This window comes from Patescibacteria group bacterium, from assembly GCA_018819405.1.
Lineage (GTDB): Bacteria > Patescibacteriota > Patescibacteriia > UBA1558 > GWA2-36-10 > XYD1-37-29.
Map to the genome: position 1 here is coordinate 861,553 of JAHJQF010000001.1, position 22,754 is coordinate 884,306.

Sequence of the window (22,754 nt, forward strand, 5' to 3'; positions counted from 1 at the left end):
CACCGCAGATAGTGCCCCTAATTGTTTCCACGACTTCCTCCTGAGGCTATGGTTATTAGTGACAGGGAACTTATTTTTAAAACTTATAAATTAGCAATACCATAAAAATTATTTTTAGTCAATAAAACCAAAATTTATTTTAGTAAATTTTTCATTTAACTCTTCCAAAAAGCGATCTGAACAAAATAAGTAAGCCAAAGGATATATCTCTTAAAGCATTACAATTTACTATCAAATTCCTTGTCTAATTCCTCTAACAATTTCCTCTGTTTTTTGGTCAATTTACTCGGTACATCTACATTGACTATTACTATTTGGTCTCCTCTACCCCTAGCTTTGAGGTGAGCCACACCTTTATCTGACAAAACAAATTTTTTGCCACTAGGTGTACCAGACGGAATTTTTAGTTTGACTTTACCATCTATAGTCCTAGCTTCTATTTGTCCGCCTAGAGCTGCCATGGTAAAGGGAATATCATATTCAGTTATCAAATCATCACCCTGACGCTCAAAACCTTTCTCCGGCAATACATGGACTACGACATACAAATCTCCAGACACAGCTCCATTTTTACCAGCATTTCCCTGCCCAGACAGACGGATAGATTGTCCATCATCAATACCGGCTGGAATTTCTACTTTGATATCTACATTTTCAGTATCAAAGCCCTGACCATGGCAGGCTCCACACTTATTTTTTATGGATTTACCTTTACCCCGACAATCCGGACAAACTGTCTGAGTGCGAAATGTGCCAAGTACTGTACTAGTAATATGCCCACTACCACCACAAGTTCTACACTCCTCAAAAGATGTACCTTTGTCAGCACCAGTGCCTTCACAAGACTGACACTTTATTTTTTTTCGCAAAGATAGGCTCTCAGATAATCCAAAAACAGCATCTTTGAGGCTAATATTTATATCAACTTGAATATCCTCGCCTCTTTGATTACGACCAGACCTAAAAGGGCTGTCGCCACCAAAAAAACTACCAAAAATATCTCCCAGATCAAAATCCATATTTTGCCCGCCAGAAAAATCAAAACCACCAAAACCCTGTCCGCCGCCAAAAGGATTTCCGCCGGAAAATCCACCGGTTTGATCAAAGTTGGCGCCAAACTGGTCATACTGCTGACGTTTTTCTTTGTTGGACAGTACCTGATAAGCTTCGTTTATTTCCTTAAACTTTTTTAGATTTTCTTCACCACCGTTTTTATCGGGATGATATTGGTGAGCCAATTTACGAAAGGCGCGCTTGATCTCAGAATCAGTCGCACCTTTCTCTACTCCCAATGTTTTATAGTAATCTTTGGGCATTATTTATCTTTTTTTTCGTCGTCTTTTACCTCTTCAAAATCTCCTTCAACTGGACCTTTATCTTTTTTTGGTTCATCATTTTGCTGCGCGTCCGCCGAAGCGTTAGCGGAGGCGGAATACATAGCTGCCCCAATTGCCTGGACAGTATCTTCCATTTCTTTGATAGCCGATTTGACAGCTTCAATATCGGCAGAATCTTTGACTTTTTTCAAAGCTTCCATTTTCTCTTCCATTTTTTTCTTATCTTCATCTTTGAGTTTAGCTTCACTCTCTTTGATGAATTTCTCTGTATGAGCAATGATATTATCAGCGTTGTTTCTGACTTCTACTTCTTCTTTTTTCTTTTTATCTTCTTCAGCATGAAGATCAGCATCTTTTTTCATTTTTTCTATTTCTTCTTCTGAAAGTCCTGAAGAAGACTTGATAGTGATAGATTGTTCTTTACTAGTAGCCTTATCTACTGCTTTGACATTTAAAATACCGTTGGCGTCAATATCAAAAGAAACCTCAATCTGTGGTACACCACGGGGAGCTGGCGGGATACCTGATAGTGTAAATCTGCCAAGCGTCTTATTGTCTTGAGCCATTGGACGCTCACCCTGAAGTACATGAATTTCTACAGAATCCTGATGATCAGCTGCGGTAGAAAAAACCTGAGTCTTGGAAGCCGGAATAGTAGTGTTTCTCTCAATAAGCGGTGTTCGTACGCCACCTAAAGTCTCAATCCCCAAAGTAAGCGGAGTGACATCAAGTAGCAAAACATCTTTGACATCCCCTTGCAATACTCCAGCTTGGACAGCTGCTCCAAGAGCCACTACTTCATCTGGATTGACAGATATATTTGGTTTTTTGCCAAAAAATTCTTCTACTTTCTTTTGTACCAAAGGCATCCTAGTCATACCACCGACCATTATCACCTCTTCAATATCAGTGACAGACAATTTGGCATCAGTCAGAGCTTTTTTGCATGGTTCCAAAGTCTTGGCTACCAAATCGCCTACTAATTCTTCTAGTTTGGCCCTGGTCATTTTCATGACTAAATGTTTTGGGCCTGATTCATCAGTAGTAATAAATGGCTGATTGATTTCTGTTTCCATTGATGAAGAAAGTTCTACTTTAGCTTTTTCAGCAGACTCTTTGAGCCTTTGCATAGCCAAAGCGTCTTTGCTCAAATCAATGCCTTCTTGCTTTTTGAATTCATCCAATATCCAATTGATAAGCACCTGATCAAAATCATCACCACCCAAGTGAGTGTCACCGTTGGTGGCTTTTACTTCTACTGTGTCAGCGGAAACATCCAAAATAGATATATCAAAAGTACCACCACCCAGATCATAGACCGCTATTTGCTGATCTTTTTTCTTGTCAAAGCCATAAGCTAAGGCTGCGGCTGTTGGCTCGTTGATAATACGCTTTACTTCCAATCCGGCAATTTTACCGGCATCTTTTGTAGCCTGACGCTGAGAGTCATCAAAATAAGCTGGTACAGTGATAACTGCTTCAGTGACTTCTTCGCCCAATCTTTCACTGGCGTCAGCTTTTATCTTTTGTAAAATCATAGCAGATATTTCTTGCGGACTGTACTGCTTGTCCCCCATTTTGACTTTTACACCTTCGCCTGATTGACTAATTTCATAAGGCACGGTATCAATATCTTTTTTGATTTCACCGTCACTATATTTTCGGCCAATCAAACGCTTGACCGAAAAAATTGTATTTTTTGGATTGGTGACTGCCTGTCTTTTGGCTGGCAAACCGACCAATCTCTCTCCATTTTTTGACAGGGCTACTATAGAAGGAGTAGTACGATTACCTTCTTTGTTTTCCAAAATTTTTGGCTTACCCCCTTCGACAATAGCTACTGCTGAGTTGGTTGTACCCAAATCAATTCCTATAATTTTTGACATGTTATTTTATTCCTCTATATTGTCATTCTGAATTTATTTCAGAATCTCACCTCCTCATTAGAGATCCTGAAACTAGTTCAGGATGACAAATTATTATTTATTATATTAATTTCTTTAAATTATTTATTAATTCTTTTTTTGACAAGAGATGTTGGATATCTAAGACATCATCTGCATCCATATCGTCTAACAAAGCAAAATCCATTACTTCCTGCGGACTCAAATCTGTCAAAATTGCGTTGCCTATCACTCCTTGTGGCAAGCCGGCAAATTTTGTCAAAAGGTTTGCTCCACAACTATGGCAACTGGCATAAGTCAAAACACTATATTCTGACTCATCCAAAACCTGTATATTTGGTTGCCTATACTCTGACGAACAAATTGGACAGTTTTTTATCAGCCGCAGATTGAGAGGCGAATTTAGGTTATTTATCATTTATTTTTTATTATTTACATTTATTTTGATACTTTTTGCTCTAGCATCAATCTCTTTTGGCAGACTGATTTTTAAGAGACCATTTTCAAAATCAGCCTGTGCCTTGTCAGCTTTGACAGAGCTTGGCAAAACTATACTGCGATGAAAGGATCCACTCCTAACTTCTTTGCGGTAATAATTTTTTTCATCAATTTCTGAAGAAGTCTCGCGTCTGCCCTCAATGGTCAAAACATCATCGTGGACGTTTATCTCCACATCCTGAGGCTTAATGCCGGCCAGTGTTGCCTCAACTACAACATTGTCTTTTTCTTCATACACATCAATGGCTGGTACAAAATTTTGGAAATTATTTTCCAAATTTTCAAAAGTGTCTAATAATGGACTCCATGGTATTAATGTCATAATTATCTTCTCCTTCCTAACCCGTTGTTATATTTGTATAATTTACGGGTTCTTAATTTATTATTAAATTAATTATATATTATTGATAATCACTTTGGCTGGTCTGATGACCATATTATCTATTTTATAACCTATTTGCTTTTCTTCCACTATTATGTGATCTTCATTTTTGTCATCACTTACTTGTCCGACTGATTCGTGTAAATTGGCGTCAAATTTTTCTCCGACAGCCTTTATTTTTTTAACGTTGCGTTCGTTTAGAAAGCCGTCCCACATCCTCAGGATATGTTCTAGGCCTACTGCCCATGATTCATTTTTTTGATCCTTCGGAATATGATTGATAGCTGTCTGATAATTATCAAATATGGGCAAAAGCTGCAAAATAATATCTGATCTGACAAATATACTTAAATCTTTTAGGCGCTTATCTGTCTCTTTCTGAAGGTTCTGATAATCAGCCAGAGCTTTTTGCCAGCCAGCTAGATTCTCATCAGCCATCAATTTGTAGTCTATTTTTTCATGTTTATGTTTTTTGTCTTTCATCCCGTTAGACCCATTAAAAATTAATTAAATAAATATTTTTATCTTTCAATTTATATCCAAACCCAAGTTATAGTAAATTTTTTACTTGATAATTTTTACTGTTTGTTCCAATAATCCCAATACTCTATTATAATCCATCCTAGTTGGTCCCAAAATAGCTAAAAGCATATTATCCGGCAAGGGTGCAATGGCCACTGAGCAGTCTTCACTAAATGGGTTGTCAGGGCCAATCAATATCTCTGGAGCAGTTATATTGTTATAAATTTCTGAAATAGCTTTTTCCAAACTGTCTACTACCTGACTCATAGACAATACCATTTTGTAATCTTCAAATTCTGGTTGAGAAAACAAATTGAAAAGACCAGTAAAATAATAATCATTCGGAGCTAGTCCTACGATAGTAGCTAGATTTGTCTTATCTACCAAAAGCTTGGCCAAATCTCTAATATCCTTTTTATAAGCTTTTTCCAATTCCTTTTGTTCATTGCTATTTGGAGATTTTATAGACAACAAATTGTCCAGATAATACCTATATCCAGAAATAGTAGGAATACGTCCGGCAGACGTATGAGGTTGTGCAATATAACCCTGAGACTCCAATTCATACATATCATTTCTGATAGTAGCCGATGACACCTCAAAGCTCTCCTCGTCACACAAAGTTTTTGATGCTACCGGACGGGCAGTTTTTATATATATATCAATAATTGCCTTGAGCAGTTTTTGACTTCTATTTTCCATCCCGTACAAAAATTTAATATTATTCATTAACTCTACTTTTATCCCGAAAAATTTTATTAAATTTTATACGGGACACGTACAATACATTATAAACAAATTAGCACTCGCCGTCAAGGAGTGCTAACAAATAAATAAATTTTATCTAATTTTAGCTATTATTCTCTTCTTAAAGCTGTGATTGGATCAAGGTCAGCTGCTCGCTTGGCTGGATAAAGGCCAAAAATCAGACCAACTATTACTGAAAATCCAAGCGCCAAAAATATACCTGGTATAGAAAGAGAAAATGCCCAATCAAAATTATAATAATTGGCTACCAAATAAACAAAATAAATTAAAACAATACCAAAAATTACCCCATAAAATCCGCCTTGAACAGTAATTACCACTGCCTCAGCTAAAAACTGTTTTAAGATACTAGATTTACTGGCACCAACTGCTTTTCTCAATCCTATTTCAAAAGTACGCTCAGCTACTGTAGCATACATAATATTCATAATGCCCACTCCTCCCACTACCAGTGATACAGCGGCTAAAGCAATCAAAAGTAAAGTAACACCACCAATGATAGTATTTAAAAGATCTTGAGTATCAGCCATAGACATTACTTCAAAGTCATCCCTATCTGGATCACTAATGTCATGATTTTCTCTAAAAATTTTCTGTATAGTATCTACGGCTTCATCCTCACGATTGGGATCAGTCAGATGGGAAGTAATAGACATCACATGGTCAATGCCCAAAAGTTTCTTTTGTGTGGTCTGTAGTGGTATATAAACCAATTCATCCATATTAAAGAAAAACACAGTGCCTCGTGGTGCGGCTACTCCAATTACTTTGTAATTCTGTTTATTTATTTTTATGTTTTCGCCCACTGATGGTGAAACACCAAATAATTTTTCTTTGACCTCACTACCTAAAACTACTACTTGAGACAAATTGTCATCTTCCTCCTGAGTAAAAAATCTTCCCTCAGCTATTTCAGTAGCATCAATATCAATGAAATCTTCGGTCACTCCGTATATCAAAGATTTTTTGATATTACCTTGCCAAGAGACAATTTCTTGTGCCGTCACTGCAGAATAAGCCTTGTCTATATACGGTAAATCCAAAATATCCCAACGATCTTTTTCAGTCATAGTGGTAATCACCACTCCCTGAGCTTGGCTAAAACTGCCACCTCCTGATTTTGGAACCCTGACTTCAGATTGTATAAAATCAGCACCAAAGCTAGCTACCTGATCATAAACAAAAGATTTTATACTATCACCAGCCGAAACTATGACCGTAACTGAAGTAATACCTATCATCACACCCAAAATAGTCAAAAAAGTCCTAAGCCTATTTTTGCTCAGTGCGTTGGTTGCAATATAAATAGCACCTAAAAATTTCATAATTTATTCATAACGCAAAGCTTCTACTGGTTGCAAAGAAGCTGCCTTTTTAGCTGGATACCAACCAAAAGTCAAAGCCACTAAAACCGTAAAAAATACTGACAATAATATTGATGATACTGGTATCACAAAATCCCAATCATAGCCCAAAGTATTGGCTACAATACTTATTAAAAATGATATAAAAACACCCCAAATAAGGCCTATTAGACCACCTAAAAAAGTCAAAATAATAGTCTGAATCAGAAAATGCATACTAATATCTCGCCGAGTGGCACCGACTGCTTTCCTCAGTCCTATTTCTTTGGTACTTTCAGTAACAGAAACAAGCATAATATTCATAATACCAATACCCCCTACTATCAGAGATATGCCCGCCACCAAACCCAAAAAATAATTTAAAGCATTTGTAATGTCAGTCAAAGTATTAAGATTTTCTTCAGAACTACGCACCGAAAAATCATCCTGCTCAGGATCATCTATATTGTGCTGACTACGAAGTACTGATTTGACTTCTTCCATCACATAGTTTACATCAGCTCCTGGGTCTACCTTGGCTCTAGCAAAACTGAGATAATTAATACCCAACATCAATTTTTGAGCGGTCAAAAGGGGAATAAAGATTTGATTATCCTGATCTTGAAATCCTACCGTGCCCCTCTCCTTCATGACTCCTATTACCCTAAAAGACTCTTTATTTACTTTTATACGCTGGTCAATTGGATTAGATGTACCACCAAAAAGATCATCGGCTACTTTGCTTCCTAATACTGCCACTCTACTTATGGTCTTATCATCCTCGGCTGTAAAAAAATGACCAGAGACAATCTCTGCTCCTGTTTCTACAGATAAATAATTTGATGTTGTGCCTAAAAAACTAGTGTCTGATGTTTTGCTTTGCCAAGAAGTAGTGCAGACTCCTCTGACATAAGAGGCAGCCGCTATCACACTATCAACTTGCTCCTCTATAGCCTCTATATCGGCTTGGACCAAAGTAGTGATATTAATACCCATCACTGAAGCAGGTGGCTCATCTTCATCACTACCACCTGGTAAAATACCTAGAAGGTCACTGCCAATACCATTAATTTGATTGGTAATAAGACTTTGTGCACCAGCCCCACCTGACATAATAATAATTACTGAAGAAATACCAATTACAATTCCCAAAGACGTCAAAAAAGAGCGCATCTTGTTTACCTTCAGCGCAGCAATAGTACCTAAATAAGTTTTGAAATCAATGCGCATCCCGTTAGAAATTAGGGCAAAAATTATTTATTAATTATTTTACAATCCCGCAGAAGATTTTAAATTCCTAACGGGACGCATTTTATTTTAATTGACCATGTATAGATTCGGCTCTTACAACATCTTTGTTTTTTTCATCAGTGGTAATTTTACCATCCATCATAGTAATAATACGTCTGGCATAACGGGCTGTATTTGATTCATGAGTTACCAATACTACTGTCTTACCTATTCTATTTAGCTCCGCCAAAATAGACATAATCTGTATGCCTGATTTTGAATCCAAATTTCCAGTCGGCTCATCGGCAAAAATAATATCTGGTTTGTTGACCAAAGCTCTAGCAATGGCCACGCGTTGTTTTTCGCCACCTGAAAGCTGGTTGGATAAATAATCACGCCTATGTTCCAAACCGACACTTTTGATTGCCTCTTCTACCACATGAGTGTCTCTGCTACTATTACTATAAAGCAAAGGGAGTTTGACATTATCCCAGACAGAAGTCTTGGGCAACAGGTTAAAACTTTGAAAAATAAAACCAACTCGTTTATTTCTATAATTTGCCAAAGTGTCATCATCCAAAATACTGACATCTTTGTTGTCAAAATAATATTTACCACTGGTCAGAGTATCCAAAAACCCTAGGATATGCATCAAAGTTGATTTACCAGATCCAGAGGGACCCATAATAGCAATAAACTCGCCACGGTCAATCTTGAGACTTACACCGTGTAGGACTTTGGTTTTTACTTCGTCATTTACAAACTCTTTATATATGTCTTTTAATTCTATCATAGTTTATTGACCATTTTTTATATAAGTTACTACCTGGTCACCGTCATTTAAACCAGAAGTTATTTCTATCAAGCCTCCATCTCCCCTCAATCCTGTCTCAACTTCTACTTCTGACAGACTCTTGCCGTCAAATATCTGGACATATTTTTTGCCTTCACGGTAGATCACTGCTCTTGAAGGCACAATGAGCACACCCTCACGACTATCTGTACCAATCGCCAAATCAGCGGTCATACCAGATTTTATCCTTTCATCTTTTTCATTAAAAAAAATTTTTACTTGATAATAAACCACTCCGTCAATAATTGTAGAGGCCGGATCTATAAAAGTAACCGTACCAGAAAATTTGTCTTCTGAAGAAAAAGCATCTAAAGTTACATCTACTTGGTGCCCGACTGCCAATTTTACAATATCTGACTCCGGCACATCTACCTGAATCTGCATATTACTCATACCTATCATAGAAATAACCGGCGTAGACATTGCTGTCTGCTCACCCACATCAAAATTTACTTTGGTAACTAGGCCATCTACCGGTGCCTTGATGACAGTCTCTGACCAATCACTAAGATATCTATTTAAAGTTGCTTCAGCTCTTTTGATTCTAGCCTTGGTAGCTTCTATCTCAAAATCACGCGGTGGCGCTTTTTTGAAATCTAGCTTAGCCTCGGCTAAATTGAGACTAGCTTGAGCGCTAGAAAGTGCATTATTAGCATCTACAATCTGATTTTGATAATACAAGCTTCTGGTTCTAATATCAGATGCGGCACTCTGAATCACAGCTATACCAGTATTAATAGCTGTACTTTTGGTACTAATATTTGATTTATAAGCGTCAATATTGGTGTCTGAGTAGTGCCCATAAATCAAAGCGGCTACCATAGAATCAAATGATTTGTTGAGTGCATCAAGGGTCAAAGACAAAGTGCTTTGTAAATGATCCAAAGACGCTAAAATATCTTCATCACTACTAGTCTCTTCAGCCTGAGCAATCAAATCTACATCTTCATCATAGCTTGCTTTGGCAATATAATAATTATTTTTGGCTTCAGTCAAAGCCACAATATCACTGACATAAAGATCACGATCTGCATCGTCATCTAAAATAGCGTCATAAACCGTTTCCAAAGAATACAAGATAATAGAATATTTATCATTTAAGGCATTGATGGCAATCTGTCTCAAACTTTTTAGCTCGTTGTCTCTGGTTGATTCTAGATTTGCCAAATTATCAATAGCTGTATTATAGCTAACTTGAGCTGTAGCTACTTCCTCTTCGGTAACTTTGAGATCCTGATGACTGGCTCCAGCCAAAAGCTCGTCCAGCTCCAACTGTGCTATCTCTAAGCTGGCTCTGGCATCAGATACTTGGGATGACACATTTCCGGCAAATAATCTAGCCAGAGTCTGCCCAGATCTCACTTCATCGCCCGCCTTTACCAACATTTCCTGCAAAGTGCCGGCTGTCTTAAAATTTAGGTCAATATCATCTGCTGCTTCAACCGAGCCAGTCACTTCTACAGTCTGCCTAATATCACCTATATAGGCCGTTTCGGTCACATAATTAACCTCGGTTTTGGATAAACGGCTAAAAACTACAACTGCTACGATAATTAAAACAACAATTATAGCCCAAAACCATTTTTTCTTTACTAATTTAAGCATAATTTTAAAATTATTTTTCTTTACCTTATATTATAATTATACCTCAAAAACAAATGTTTTCCAAACAACAAAAAAGCCTGGCTCAAAAAAATTTTGAGTAGGCTTTTTTTCTAAAAAATATCAAACTTACCTCAAAACCTTGATTGTCTGGCTGTTGTAAGTTTCGCAAGCTCCCACATGCAGAGCACCATTAGCATCCTTCATAAGATAATACCCCGTATTGGTAGTAGCCGCACTACTTGATTTTGGATCATAAGGTATGGCTGGCAAATATCCAGCGGTCACCAAAGGATCTAACCAAATTAGCCCATTGGTAGTGGTAGCTGAAGCAGAACAATCATAGCCTGTATCAGTACCTGCATAATTAGCAACCATACATGGAGTTGGCCCATCAATACAAGTAGCTGAACTGGTAGGATTTGTACCATTGTTATCAGCAACATAAGTATTCCAGGCATCGGCAATAGCTGTGACATCAGCCCAACGCTGAGCATTGTAAGCTTCACCAATTCTCTTGGCAGGATTTAAAGCTACAAAGGTAGCGGCCGCTAGTAGAGCAATAATGGCTACTACGATGATGAGCTCTACCAGAGTAAAACCTTTTTGTCTCATAATTTTATTTATTAATATTTTATATTAATATTATTATAGCATACTTTCGCCAAAAAAAATAGGAAATATCAACAGCTTATATTATATCATAAATATTTAGATTTCTCTATATACCCTGAAATTTGACATTTATATCAAATAAATCAGCACCGTTTTCTATGGTGTAACTAAAAATTTGGTAGCCCTGAAGTTGTATTTTTTCTTTATCTATTTGGCTAATATTAGATAAAATATTTAATATATACTCATCTTTAGCCATCAAAAATATAAATTTTATAGTAGCTTTTAGTGTGTCTCCTGGCACAAACTCCTCGGCCGGAGGGTCAGCTGATATAAGTGAGGAGGACAATACCTGAGGGATAATATAATACCCTTCTCTGGCATATTGCTGGTTTAGATAAGGCAGTATTGCCTCGCCAGCTTGGTTTTCCAATGAGTCCAAAGAGCTCTCATAATCAGCGTCAGTAAGTATTTCATATTCAAAATCTATATTAAAATATTCACCTAAAACAAAATTGTCAATATCACCTCTACTAGCATTACTGACGAAAATATGACGGGTCATACTTTCTGTCTGCTGAATATTGTCTACTGGACTAGCCTGCTCTGTTGGCACAACCGATATTTCTTCAACTGGCTTGGAAAAATAACCAGAGATATTATCTTTGAAAATATATATAGCCAAAGCACCAACAATCAACAAGGCCATTAGCAAAAACAGCCAAATCTTTTTGAAGTTAAATTTTAATTTTTTTGCTTGTTTTTTTCCAGAATCTTTACTACTATCTTCTGATTTATTATTTTTGCTTGTTTTATCATTTTCAGATGATTTATCTTTTGGCAAATTACTATAAAAGTCTATTTCTGTATTTTCCTGAGCTAACCTAGCTAGACCAATAGCATTGATATATTTACTTGGTGATATTCCTTGCTTAAATAGATTACTATGCACAAAAGGCTGGCCTATATATGCCGGCAAATTTAAATTCTGGCCAAAGTATTGATCAATGCCCTTCATTTGAGCCAGACCGCCAACCAAGACAACTTGCTCTATCTTTTTACCAGAATTATCCTCAAAATGCGTAATAAATCTTTTTAGCTCATCTATCAGCGGTTGAAATTGACCCTGAATAATAAGCATAATTTCCCCATTGCCATCTGGAGTTAAGCCAATGTCTCTTTTCTTTTCTTCAGCAGTGCTATGAGATATATTGAGTTTTTTGGCAATAGCGCTGGTCAGATTATTTCCGGCAATATTTATGTTTATACTGGAATAAATACCATTATCATCAAAGACAGAAGCAATGGTTGTCCTGGCGCCAATATCCAAAAGTAAAGTGATATTTTTTTTGAACTCATCATCTAATCCAGCAAATGAACTGACAGCCTCTGAAGTAATAAATTGAATATCAATACCAAGCTCTGAAAAAACTTTTACCAAATCATAAACTATATCTATCTCAGCCGCCGAATAAAAAACCTCTCTCTGTTCTCCATTTGATTTGAGAATTTTGGCTGCTGATACCAAACTAGCCCTATTCTCTGGAAATAATTCTTCAGCTTTATTGCTAGCTGCTCTTATCAAATCCTTGTCTTTGAGATTTTTTGGCAAGGTAAAAACTTTGGAATAGATTTTTGATTCTGGAACAGACAGTGCCACTTTTTTGTAACTTTCCATTGAATGTGGCTGCCCGTTTTTGAGCATTTTTAAGATGGCCTCTTTCAATCTATTTTTATCCAAAATCCTACCATCATCTACAATCTCAGGAGAAAGACGAAAACGAGAATAAGCATCTATATCAAAATGCCCTCGGGACTTGTCTATTGCCACAGCCTCAATAGAAAAATCTGAAATATCTATACCTATTGTATTTTTTGCCATATTAAAAATTTATTTTATTACAAACACTCCGAAACACAGCTACCACAATCAACGGCGCAATATGGATTTCTTGTACACCCAACCGGAGAGGTAAAAGTCAGATTAGAACCACCGCAACTTACTCCAGTATAATCACAGGCCTCCCCGCCAGCATAAGCAGCGCTACAGGTAGCATTACAATAGCCACTTCCTGATTGTAGCGTACCATCACCGCAACTTTCTGTCACTACATTGCCGTCATCGCAAGTTTCATTGAGACCCAAACTGGCACTACAGTCGGCACTACAACCACCTACAGTAGTATCACCATCACCACAGCTCTCTGTCACTGTATTACTATCATCACAAGCCTCATCGCCTTCTATAGTACCATTGCCACAGACTGCACAAACTCCACAATCAGCTCCACAGGTTGAACAAGTCTCAATACCATTACAAGAGCTGTCGCCACAATAAGTAAAAGAATTATAAGACATGTTTGAATTTTTGTAAGAATATATAGAAACAGGTGTAGTAGAAACATTGACCATTACAATCACCGTATCTTCCCAATAACCCACGTCAGAGGTGGTACTGGCAGTCGACGTCACAGTTTTTAAGCCTCCATCTATAACCGAGCTTATTTCATAATAACATTTTGTACCAAGCTCAGACAAATAATAAGTGCCTGTGGCATCAGTACTTGATGCTATCCTATATAGTGCATCATCAATACAAGCATTGTTTTCTACTGATACCTGCTCTGATTCACTGACATGATAGCTGGAAGTCAAATCAGAAATATTCAATAATGATACAGTCAAACCAGCTACAATCGTCAAAGTAGTAATCATTATCACAAATATCAAGGCTATAGCTCCTTTATTATTTATCATGAATTTTTATTAATAATCCCCTTGTGATTGCAGAGCCCAGATTTCTGCTTCACTAAGTGCCCGGTTATAAATACGCAAGTCGTCTATGATACCGTCAAAAGCTGCACTACCTAGTGATACATTGAAATCTCCCGAATCATTTACCAAGTTTAACACTGTACCTGGTGAAGTGGAAGTAGCCACGCCACTGTTGGCTTTTTTGTAAACATAAACCTGAAAACGATTGTTGGGATAATCATACACACAAGTCACCAAATATATACTACCATCGGCTGCTACAGTAGCTGAAGTATTTGTATCTTGAGAAGCAGTACTGTCATAAACCCGACAATAAACATCCCCTGAACTATTTATCCAAAGCTTGTAGCCCAGATTGCTAGCGCCGGTTTCTTTGGCTACAATGTCTCCTTCAGTTGGTAATGATTCCGGTTTCATCCAGGATGAAATAGTAAACTGGTCGGAAAAATTAAGATTGTTAGGATTAGTCGGACTAGTTGGTGTGCAAAGATTGCTATTGGTTGCTTCAAAATCAAGACCATAACTGCTTCCGTCTACAATACCGGTAATATAAGCTGCCTCGCTTCCACCAGGCGCACAAGTCAAATCGTTGCTATCCTGATAATCAGTCGGCGTAGTGCCACTACCTTCTTCAAAAGACCAAAAAGACACCAGCCCACTTGGCGGTTCACTGTACATAACTACTGTACTAGAGGCCGTGGAAGTAGCTCGTTTATTTATTTGTCCGCCAGATAAAGTACCAACTGATAATAAAGTGGTAACACTTGTATAGGGATTGGAGGTTGAGGTAGCTGTAGAGCTAGAAAATACCAAGCTGCCATTTAATATATCCACATCCATTGATGTCAGATAATAAGTGTTTACTGCCGGATACACAGTAGTGTCACAATTTTTGTGATGGCCGTTGCCGTTCATATTGGGATAGCAAGTCATAGCTAGACGTCTGTCATCTACCGTAATTCTCACTCCCCCGCCAGTTTCTACACAATTGCCTGGTAGATAATTATCATTATTAAAATAAAGAGCCAAGCTAGGCGGCGAAGCTCCAAAGTCCGAACAATAGCCATCAGTATCCTTGAGTAGGCCATCTGAATTGGCCATCAGATAATCAACCGCACTAAGAGCCACTCGACGATTGCGTGACACATCAACATTGGCCGCTAGCTTGGAAGAAGTATTGGCCAAAGTCAAATAAAAATTTACCACTGCAGTCAAAAGTATCCCCACAATAGCCAAATAAATAATTGTCTCAATAATTGATATTCCTTTTTGATTTTTTATTATCATTAGCGATAATTAAATTTTGCTCCATATAAAGTAGGCGTTTCCGTGTTGCTATTGCAAGCTGTCATATCAACTTTGTAGCGCAAATATCTTTTGCCATTTAAAGTAGCATCCGTACTACTGGTATAGTAGCTTACGCTAGTATCACTATATACTTCGCTGATGACATTGCCAGAGGCAAAAGTAGAATCATCACTCACCTCAGCTGTAATTTGCAAAGCGCAGCCAGTAGGCAAATTTTGCTCTACTGTAATACTCTTGAGTTCTTTATCAGATGACCCCAAATCTAAAATAGAAGAATATAGACTACCTGGGCTCTCATAACCACTGGCCAAAGCTTGACTGCCAATACTATAAAAAGTGGAAGTAGTATTTTCGTTATTATAAGCAGTTTCTACCCAGCCGGCAGTTTTGGCAGTATTAGCCAGCCTAACTTCATCAAGTAAGCCGTTCATCCAATACGCATTTGTCTGAATAGTTCCCGTGATAATACCGCCTGTGGTATTTAATAAATTATAATCAGTAGCATATTCAGTAAGATATGATCCATTTTTATAAACTGTAGTAACAGGTCTATCAAAAACCACATCTATTTTTGTCCACTCTCCCCAATTAAATACATTATTATAAGGACCATAACTATTAAGAGTATTAGTATCATCCCATATTTGTAATCTTAAATAAGAGGGGTCTGCTTCGCTAGCAAAAAATCTACTACCAGCTATACTTACTAAACCATTCAAAGTACTAGCACTAACACCACTTATATTTACCCAAAAAGACCAAGTAAACTGATCAACAAAACCAAAATTATCAGAATGGACAGCATAGCCATAATCAGCATCCCCATCATAAGAAAAAGCTGTACCAATTTTACCAGAAGTATTCTCTGCGACATTGTTATAATTGGTCAAATAATTATGAAAAGCCGAACTGTCTCCTTGTTTATTTAATAATTCATGGTGCTTTTGCATGTGATTTACATATTTATAATCATTATTATTCCAAACGCCCTCCATCCTTTCTTGGGTGTTCTCTATATTACTATTGCCATAAAACATATAAATATCTTTATTAGTACTTAGGATTGGTACTTCTACCCAAGCAACAAATTCGCCTGTGCTGGAGCTATATTTTTCTATTTCATGATCCAAGATTGTAGTCCCAGCTGAATCAGAGGTAAATATAATATCATAACCCTTATCACTTTCTACATTACCGCCATTGGTAGTTGTTTTTAGATAATCCTGTGTCTCGGCAAACAAAAACGGAAAATTGCTGTGAGGACCGCTGATTACTTTGGTACCACCAGAATCAATAGTAATAGTTCTTTTATAATCATAACCAGAACCAGTATTTCTGGTTTCTGGACGGGGCAACCAGCTAATACCGTCAGCTACTGCCGCTTGCCCATAATCTTGGAAAAGATAGCCCCCTTTGGAAGAAACATATTGTAAAAAATGATGAGGCAAAGTACTAAGTATACTTTCAATAGTAGTAGAATCCTCGGTCAAACTTTGGCTTAGATTTGAAACATCAGATACGTCAATAATAGCCAGATTACCAGATGTTTTGGCTAACACCAAAACCTCACCATCGCCATCATATTCTAATTCAGCTGTATCATTGAAAGTACCCGGATCAATAGTATCCAATACAGTCAAAGCACTACCTGTATCTCTTATTGTTTTTATTTCAGATGTCGAGTCAGCGCAAACTATGACAAATTCATTTCCACTGCCATTATCACCCAAAGATTCTAGGTCATCACAATCCCCCGAGCCTTCATAAGCATATGACAAGCTTGGTACTGTACTTGATGAGATATCCCATTTAGCTAGAGCATAAGATGCATAATCAGTCACAATATACATATAAGGAGTAGCTCCCGAATCATCTAGCCACATTCTATTTGGTGCAGTGCCCCACTGATTCCAAGATGGTACAACCAGACTATCGTCTCCACCACCGCCATCTCTTTTGGCAGTCAAGGTAGAGCCATCTGCCGATACCTCATAAGCATAAAATCCGCCATAACTACTGATAGCATAAAGCATGCTAGCATCTGAGCTCAATATTATATCCTTACCAACTAGACTATCACCAGACATATAATCATCAGATAACTCAGAATCTACTATGCTACCATCGCTAGTATCTATTACCCATACAAAAGGTATTGTAGCGATTTCAGCATTATCAAGATCATAATTTAAAGCATAAAGATACCTACCATTTGGGTTTATGGTCATAGCTCCTACCTGCTCAGGCATAGCATTTTCCCATAATAAAGCATTGAATATATTTTCTCTTATATTTGTAATATCCAAAGCTTTTATATCAACATTTGTTTGACCAAAAGAATACAGAGTATCACCGTCTGGTGATTCTACATATCCATGCATTTGCCGCCAAGCTCCCAAATCATACTGAGTAGTAGTAGCAAAGCTTGTCAAATTTCCATATATAGCCCCCGGAGCAGCTGTCTGTGACAAAACCAATTCTCCAACAGTTGTAGTGCTGACATTACTATATGATGAAGAAGCCATAGTCAAACTTGACCAAAACTCCCTATCTCCCACTCCTGACCAATCTGATTGCTCCCAAGTCTTGTATGACCAATTGGTAATATAAGTAGTAAGTACATAATCAGCCATTCCCGTAGCCGAGACTGTGACTATAATTTTTTTGGTGTTGGGATCTACTGTGCCTCCGGAATCAACTATTTCCCAAGTGCTATTTCTCTCAACATCACTTATCACAATAGTCCTAGTCAAATCTCCCAAAGTATTACTGGTACCGCTAAATTCCCAATAACCATTGGCGTTTTGAGCTACGCCTTGATTGCCAGTGCCCGAGACTGTCTCAATCTTCTGCCAGCTATTGTCACGAATTGCTTTGGTTATTTCTATACCTTCTTGAGCAAACTCAACCACAGTCTGCTTGTCACCCTTACCAGAATAATTACGATAAGAATTGGTCACCACTGAAAAAACACCAGAAGCTAAAATTACAAAAATACCAACAGCCAGTATGACTTCTACCAGATTAAAACCTTTTTTATTTTTGTATATTTTATTCATTTTAATAGTTTTTTAAACACCTGATTGAAAAACCCCAGGCCTGACTATTACTAGTCTCATCCATAGTAGCTGTCAAAGTATCAGTATAATGTACATAAGCTTCTGTGGGCGCGGCATCATTATCAGTCGAGCTCCAAAGCGCACTTATATCAGCATCGTCATAAGTATCGGTAACAGTATTCATTTCATTTGATTCCAATAGATTAAATCCTGAACTACCACCAATTTTTAATTCCGTACCGTCAGACGCAGACGAATAATTTGCCTCAAGAATATCTAACTGAGAATCAGAAGGGATATGCCAGCCAGCCGGACAAATACCCCGCGCTCCTTCAGTAGTAACATAGCCCATGGCCTCATCCCAATGATACAAACCACCTGTCACAGCACAATTAGCACTTGAATCTCCATTGCACCATTTTTCTATCAAGCCATTGTCAGTTGGATCAGTAGCTGCACTGGCCAACATTGTACCAATATTAAGATTTTGTGCCATCCAACACTGACTGCCAATTTTAACTGTATCATAGGCATTACCCTGATCATCAAACATTTGACTTTCTCCACAGCTAAATATTGATGTGACTCCGCTAGTATTTACTACTACTGATTTTTGATCTCCAAAATTACTCTTCAAAACTATCCACTGGTCAGTAGAAGTGCCAGTCGTAGTCGCTAACCAGCCTGATGAAGGCGCAAAATAAAATTCATTTACCTGACTAGCCTCAAGATATACTCCCGTAGTACCTGACAATTCTACCACCTGATCAAAACTAGCGTCTCTATCCGAATAAATAACCCCTTTATACATCACCACACAATCAGCACTATCAGCACAGTGAGAGTCTGAATCAAGCACCTTGATGCCCCAGACATCGTCACGATAACCGGTCATAGAATAATTCTGTGCTTTGGCTACCATATCAGCTACTTGCTTAACTTTGTAAGTCAAATCCTCCTGGTTTACTCTATTATTTACCAAAGAAACCGATCCAGCCAAAAGAATCACAAATACAGCTACTATAAGTAGAACTTCAATAAGTGTAAATCCATTTTTTTCTTTTTTCTTTATATCCACTTTTTATTTAAAAAAATTATCTGCCAACTTGGCTAGTCAAATCATAGATTGGATTGATAATAGCCATAGCTACAAAACCAACACCCAAACCAATCACTACCAAAAGTATTGGTTCCAAAAGAGTAGAAAGATTTTTGGTGTCAGTATCAACCTCTAGTTCATAAAAATCCGCTAAATAGTCTAAAACTTCACCCAAATTACCGGATTCTTCGCCTACTTTGGTCATGCGCGATACAATACTAGGAAAATGACTTTTACTTCGCAGAGCATCAGCCAGTGAATTTCCCTTTAACACTTTATGATAAAGAGCAATTGTTTCATTTTTGAAAACATCATTGGTCAAAGTCTCAGCTACAATTTGCAAAGATTGATCAATAGTAATACCACTACTAAGTAGTGATGATAATGTCCTACAAAAAAGAGCCAAATTCATATTCTTTGTAATTTTGCCAGTAATTGGCAAGCTTATTATTATTTTATGTAAAAATAAACGACTAGGTCGGATTTTTAACATAAAATTCCATATAAGCATTAAAATAACAAGACCTAAAATCACCCAGATCCAATAATTGGCAAAAAAACTGGCCACGGCCATCAATATTTTAGTGGTTGTCGGCAGATCTATCCTCAAGCTGTCAAAAAAATTGACTATTTTTGGCAGGACAAATTTTGAGATGACAGCCGTCAAGCCAACGATAGCAATAAGAACCATCGTCGGATACATAGCAGCTGCTTTTATTTTATTTTTTAGTTCATATGATTTTCTCTGTTGGATAGAAAGTAAATCCAGATTTTTGGCCAGATTACCTCCTTTTTCTCCGGCCGCCACCATATTTACAAAAAGCATATCAAAATCTTTGGGATGGGCCTTCAGAGCCGAGGATAAAGTATGACCACGCCTGACATGATCCAAAACTGATTTGAGACGCTTGGCCATGATAGGTGATGCATTGCCAGCTAGAGTCTCTAAAGCATTATCAATAGACATACCAGCTTTGACCATGACTGACAAATGCTTGGCAAACATTACTTTTTCCAAAAGCCTTACCCGACCAAATACTATTTCTTCGCCCTTTTTCTTTTTTTGTTTAGTCTTACCCTCAGCCAGAGAAATCAAAACATCATCTTTGAGCCTAAGGGTGAGTTTATTTCTAGCTTCTTCACGACTAGTAGCTTCAATCGTACCATTTTTTATTTTACCTTCTTTGTCGGATGCTTGATAAGAAAACCACATATATTTTAGTCAAAAGTTAAAAGTCTAAAGTTTTAAAATAAATATTACTGTTTGGTAACTCTAAATATTTCTTCGAGTGTTGTTTTACCCGATACTGCTTTGTTGAAACCGTCTTCAAACATAGTAGTCATACCATTGCTGATTGCCATATTCCTAATTTTGTCAGCATCAGCTCTAGCTAAAATAAGCTCTTTGATATTATCTATCACTTCCAAAACCTCAAAAATACCAATACGTCCAGTATAGCCACTGTGATTGCAGGCTTCGCATCCCTTGCCTTTATAAAAACGAATATCTGATATATTCTGAGTATTTAAAAATTTATCTAGATGTACTTCTTTTTTCAAATCAAAAACTTCTTTATCATTCAAAGTATAAGAGACAATACATTTCATACAAATTCGCCTGACTAGCCTCTGAGCAATAATGACATTGACCGTAGAGGCCACCAAAAAAGGCTCTATCTTCATATCAAAAAGCCTAGGTAGTGAAGTAGAAGCATCGTTGGTATGCAAGGTTGACAAGACCAAGTGTCCTGTCATAGCTGAGTTGACGGCTATGCCGGCGGTTTCTTCATCACGAATTTCACCAACCATGATAATATCCGGATCCTGACGAAGTAGTGACCTCAGTCCTTTGGCAAAAGTCAAATTTGTTTTGCTATTTACCTGAATCTGATTGACACCTTCCAAATCATACTCAACTGGGTCTTCAATTGTGCAAATATTTACATCTCTTTTATTCAACAATTTTATAAGGGCATACAAAGAAGTAGTCTTACCACTACCGGTAGGTCCGGTAGATAGTATCATGCCGTAAGGACGCTTGGCAGCTTGCCTGACAATTTCCAAATCTCTTTCATTCATACCCAAGTCTTCCAGACTAAACTGTTTTCCCTTTGATGACAAAAGACGCATTACTATTTTTTCACCATGAGTAGTTGGCACAACCGAAACTCTGATGTCTACCTTTTCACCTTCTACATTGGTCACAATCTTTCCGTCTTGAGCAGCTCGGCTTTCATCTGTCCTAAGTTGAGAAAGAATTTTTATCCTAGTAACTATAATATCCAAAATATTTTTATTTAAAGTGAGCACATCATAAAGCAAACCATCTATCCTAAAACGAATCTTGATATCTTTTTCTTCTGGCTCAATATGTACATCGGAAGCATGATTGGTATAGGCATAACTAAAAAGATCATCCACCAATTTGACTACCGAGACACTTTCAGCCTGCTCTCCCTGAGCTCGGATAGCCTGTTTTTGAATATTGGTGGCATATTCCTGCTGGATAGATTTTCTATACAAGCCAAAACTATTTTTTATATCAAATTCTGTAGAAAAATAAGGTATCACTTTGTCACCCACTTTTTTCTCTAGCATCTTTATCATCTCATAATCAAAAGGATTGGCCATAGCTACTTTTATACCATCTTTGTCACGCTTGAAAACAACCATATTTTGGCGACGGGCTACTACCTCAGGCAAAAGATTGAGCACATCAGTACTAATACTTTCTTTACTTAAATTGACATACTTTATGTGTAGATCATTGGCAATAAGTTGTCCGATTTCATGAGATTTGATTAAGTCTTGTTTGATCAAAAAAGTCACAAAGTCCTCTCCCTTTTCCTTGGCAGCACTAAGAGCAGTATCTAAGACACTCTGCTCAATCAAGCCTATCTTGGTAATTATTTTATAAATTTTTTCGTCACTGATGACTTTCATCCCGTTAGAAATTTAGTTTGTTATACTCTAGTAAAATAATTTTATTCTCTATGTGGCTCTGGCTTATAATATTCACTGTTCTGACCATTAGCATTATGGTTGTTGCCATTTTTTTTGGCTTCTTTACTCTGAGTCTTGGAGTGTAAATAATGACTGACTTTTTCTACAATTGTAGCTAAAGTAATATTATCTTTGACCAAATAGTCTACTGCACCCAAATCCAAGCCCTTTTTAATGTCATCATCCTGACCCAAATTGGACAAAATAATAACTGGGATGTCCTGAGTAGACGGATTACTCTGCAACTCAGTCAAGACTTCAAAACCATTTTTCTGGGGCATTATCATATCCAAAATTATCAAATCTGGATCACTGATTTGAGCTTTTTCCAAGCCCTCTTCACCATCAGCGGCCAAAATCACTTCATAACCCTGCTCACTAAGCTCGGATTGATATACTTTTCTCAAAAAATTGTCATCATCTACAAAAAGTATTTTTGCTTTTGTTCCTTCCATA

At 37.3% G+C, this 22,754-nt stretch carries 19 protein-coding genes; all 19 read right to left on the minus strand.

The window, feature by feature from the left end:
* Nucleotides 1-218: 218 nt before the first annotated feature.
* Nucleotides 219-1,316 carry a molecular chaperone DnaJ gene (dnaJ, locus tag KKH39_04465; GenBank protein MBU1203263.1) on the minus strand — a complete coding sequence of 366 codons (1,098 nt, stop codon included), beginning with the start codon at nt 1,314-1,316 and terminating at the stop codon, nt 219-221.
* On the minus strand, nt 1,316-3,223 hold the full coding sequence (gene dnaK, locus KKH39_04470; GenBank protein MBU1203264.1) for a molecular chaperone DnaK: 1,908 nt from the start codon (nt 3,221-3,223) through the stop codon (nt 1,316-1,318). Before dnaK ends, dnaJ begins: the two co-directional genes overlap by 1 nt.
* A gap of 100 nt (nt 3,224-3,323) precedes the next feature.
* Nucleotides 3,324-3,659, minus strand: a complete 336-nt coding sequence (locus KKH39_04475; GenBank protein ID MBU1203265.1) for a Lar family restriction alleviation protein — start codon at nt 3,657-3,659, stop codon at nt 3,324-3,326.
* Complete coding sequence (locus KKH39_04480; protein ID MBU1203266.1) at nt 3,660-4,061, minus strand: Hsp20/alpha crystallin family protein; 402 nt, start codon at nt 4,059-4,061, stop codon at nt 3,660-3,662.
* A 72-nt stretch (nt 4,062-4,133) separates the two neighbouring features.
* Nucleotides 4,134-4,604, minus strand: coding sequence for a nucleotide exchange factor GrpE (locus KKH39_04485; protein ID MBU1203267.1), 471 nt, complete (start codon nt 4,602-4,604; stop codon nt 4,134-4,136).
* An 81-nt stretch (nt 4,605-4,685) separates the two neighbouring features.
* Nucleotides 4,686-5,345, minus strand: a complete 660-nt coding sequence (locus KKH39_04490) for a DeoR family transcriptional regulator (protein ID MBU1203268.1) — start codon at nt 5,343-5,345, stop codon at nt 4,686-4,688.
* Nucleotides 5,346-5,500: 155 nt separating this feature from the next.
* Entirely contained in the window at nt 5,501-6,736 is a 1,236-nt protein-coding gene (locus KKH39_04495) for an ABC transporter permease (GenBank protein ID MBU1203269.1), read from the minus strand.
* 3 nt (nt 6,737-6,739) lie between these two features.
* Complete coding sequence (locus KKH39_04500; protein MBU1203270.1) at nt 6,740-7,984, minus strand: ABC transporter permease; 1,245 nt, start codon at nt 7,982-7,984, stop codon at nt 6,740-6,742.
* Between the two features lie 82 nt (nt 7,985-8,066).
* The gene (locus KKH39_04505) at nt 8,067-8,777 is read right to left on the minus strand and encodes an ABC transporter ATP-binding protein (GenBank protein ID MBU1203271.1); all 711 of its coding nucleotides are present in this window, start codon (nt 8,775-8,777) and stop codon (nt 8,067-8,069) included.
* A 3-nt stretch (nt 8,778-8,780) separates the two neighbouring features.
* The gene (locus KKH39_04510) at nt 8,781-10,442 is read right to left on the minus strand and encodes an efflux RND transporter periplasmic adaptor subunit (protein MBU1203272.1); all 1,662 of its coding nucleotides are present in this window, start codon (nt 10,440-10,442) and stop codon (nt 8,781-8,783) included.
* Nucleotides 10,443-10,568: 126 nt separating this feature from the next.
* Nucleotides 10,569-11,054, minus strand: coding sequence for a prepilin-type N-terminal cleavage/methylation domain-containing protein (locus tag KKH39_04515; GenBank protein MBU1203273.1), 486 nt, complete (start codon nt 11,052-11,054; stop codon nt 10,569-10,571).
* 106 nt (nt 11,055-11,160) lie between these two features.
* Nucleotides 11,161-12,936 carry a pilus assembly protein PilM gene (gene pilM, locus KKH39_04520; GenBank protein ID MBU1203274.1) on the minus strand — a complete coding sequence of 592 codons (1,776 nt, stop codon included), beginning with the start codon at nt 12,934-12,936 and terminating at the stop codon, nt 11,161-11,163.
* Between the two features lie 17 nt (nt 12,937-12,953).
* Nucleotides 12,954-13,811 (minus strand): hypothetical protein, encoded by an 858-nt coding sequence (locus tag KKH39_04525; protein MBU1203275.1) that lies wholly within the window; start codon nt 13,809-13,811, stop codon nt 12,954-12,956.
* A gap of 9 nt (nt 13,812-13,820) precedes the next feature.
* Nucleotides 13,821-15,116, minus strand: coding sequence for a prepilin-type N-terminal cleavage/methylation domain-containing protein (locus tag KKH39_04530; protein MBU1203276.1), 1,296 nt, complete (start codon nt 15,114-15,116; stop codon nt 13,821-13,823).
* Complete coding sequence (locus KKH39_04535; protein ID MBU1203277.1) at nt 15,116-18,196, minus strand: DUF2341 domain-containing protein; 3,081 nt, start codon at nt 18,194-18,196, stop codon at nt 15,116-15,118. The genes KKH39_04530 and KKH39_04535 overlap by 1 nt, the downstream gene beginning before the upstream one ends.
* Before the next feature lies 1 nt (nt 18,197).
* On the minus strand, nt 18,198-19,274 hold the full coding sequence (locus KKH39_04540) for a prepilin-type N-terminal cleavage/methylation domain-containing protein (GenBank protein MBU1203278.1): 1,077 nt from the start codon (nt 19,272-19,274) through the stop codon (nt 18,198-18,200).
* Between the two features lie 16 nt (nt 19,275-19,290).
* A complete protein-coding gene (locus KKH39_04545) occupies nt 19,291-20,508 on the minus strand; it encodes a type II secretion system F family protein (GenBank protein ID MBU1203279.1) in 1,218 nt (405 codons plus the stop codon).
* Nucleotides 20,509-20,552: 44 nt separating this feature from the next.
* Nucleotides 20,553-22,238, minus strand: coding sequence for a GspE/PulE family protein (locus KKH39_04550; GenBank protein MBU1203280.1), 1,686 nt, complete (start codon nt 22,236-22,238; stop codon nt 20,553-20,555).
* Between the two features lie 41 nt (nt 22,239-22,279).
* The gene (locus KKH39_04555) at nt 22,280-22,753 is read right to left on the minus strand and encodes a response regulator (protein ID MBU1203281.1); all 474 of its coding nucleotides are present in this window, start codon (nt 22,751-22,753) and stop codon (nt 22,280-22,282) included.
* Between the last annotated feature and the right edge of the window lies 1 nt (nt 22,754).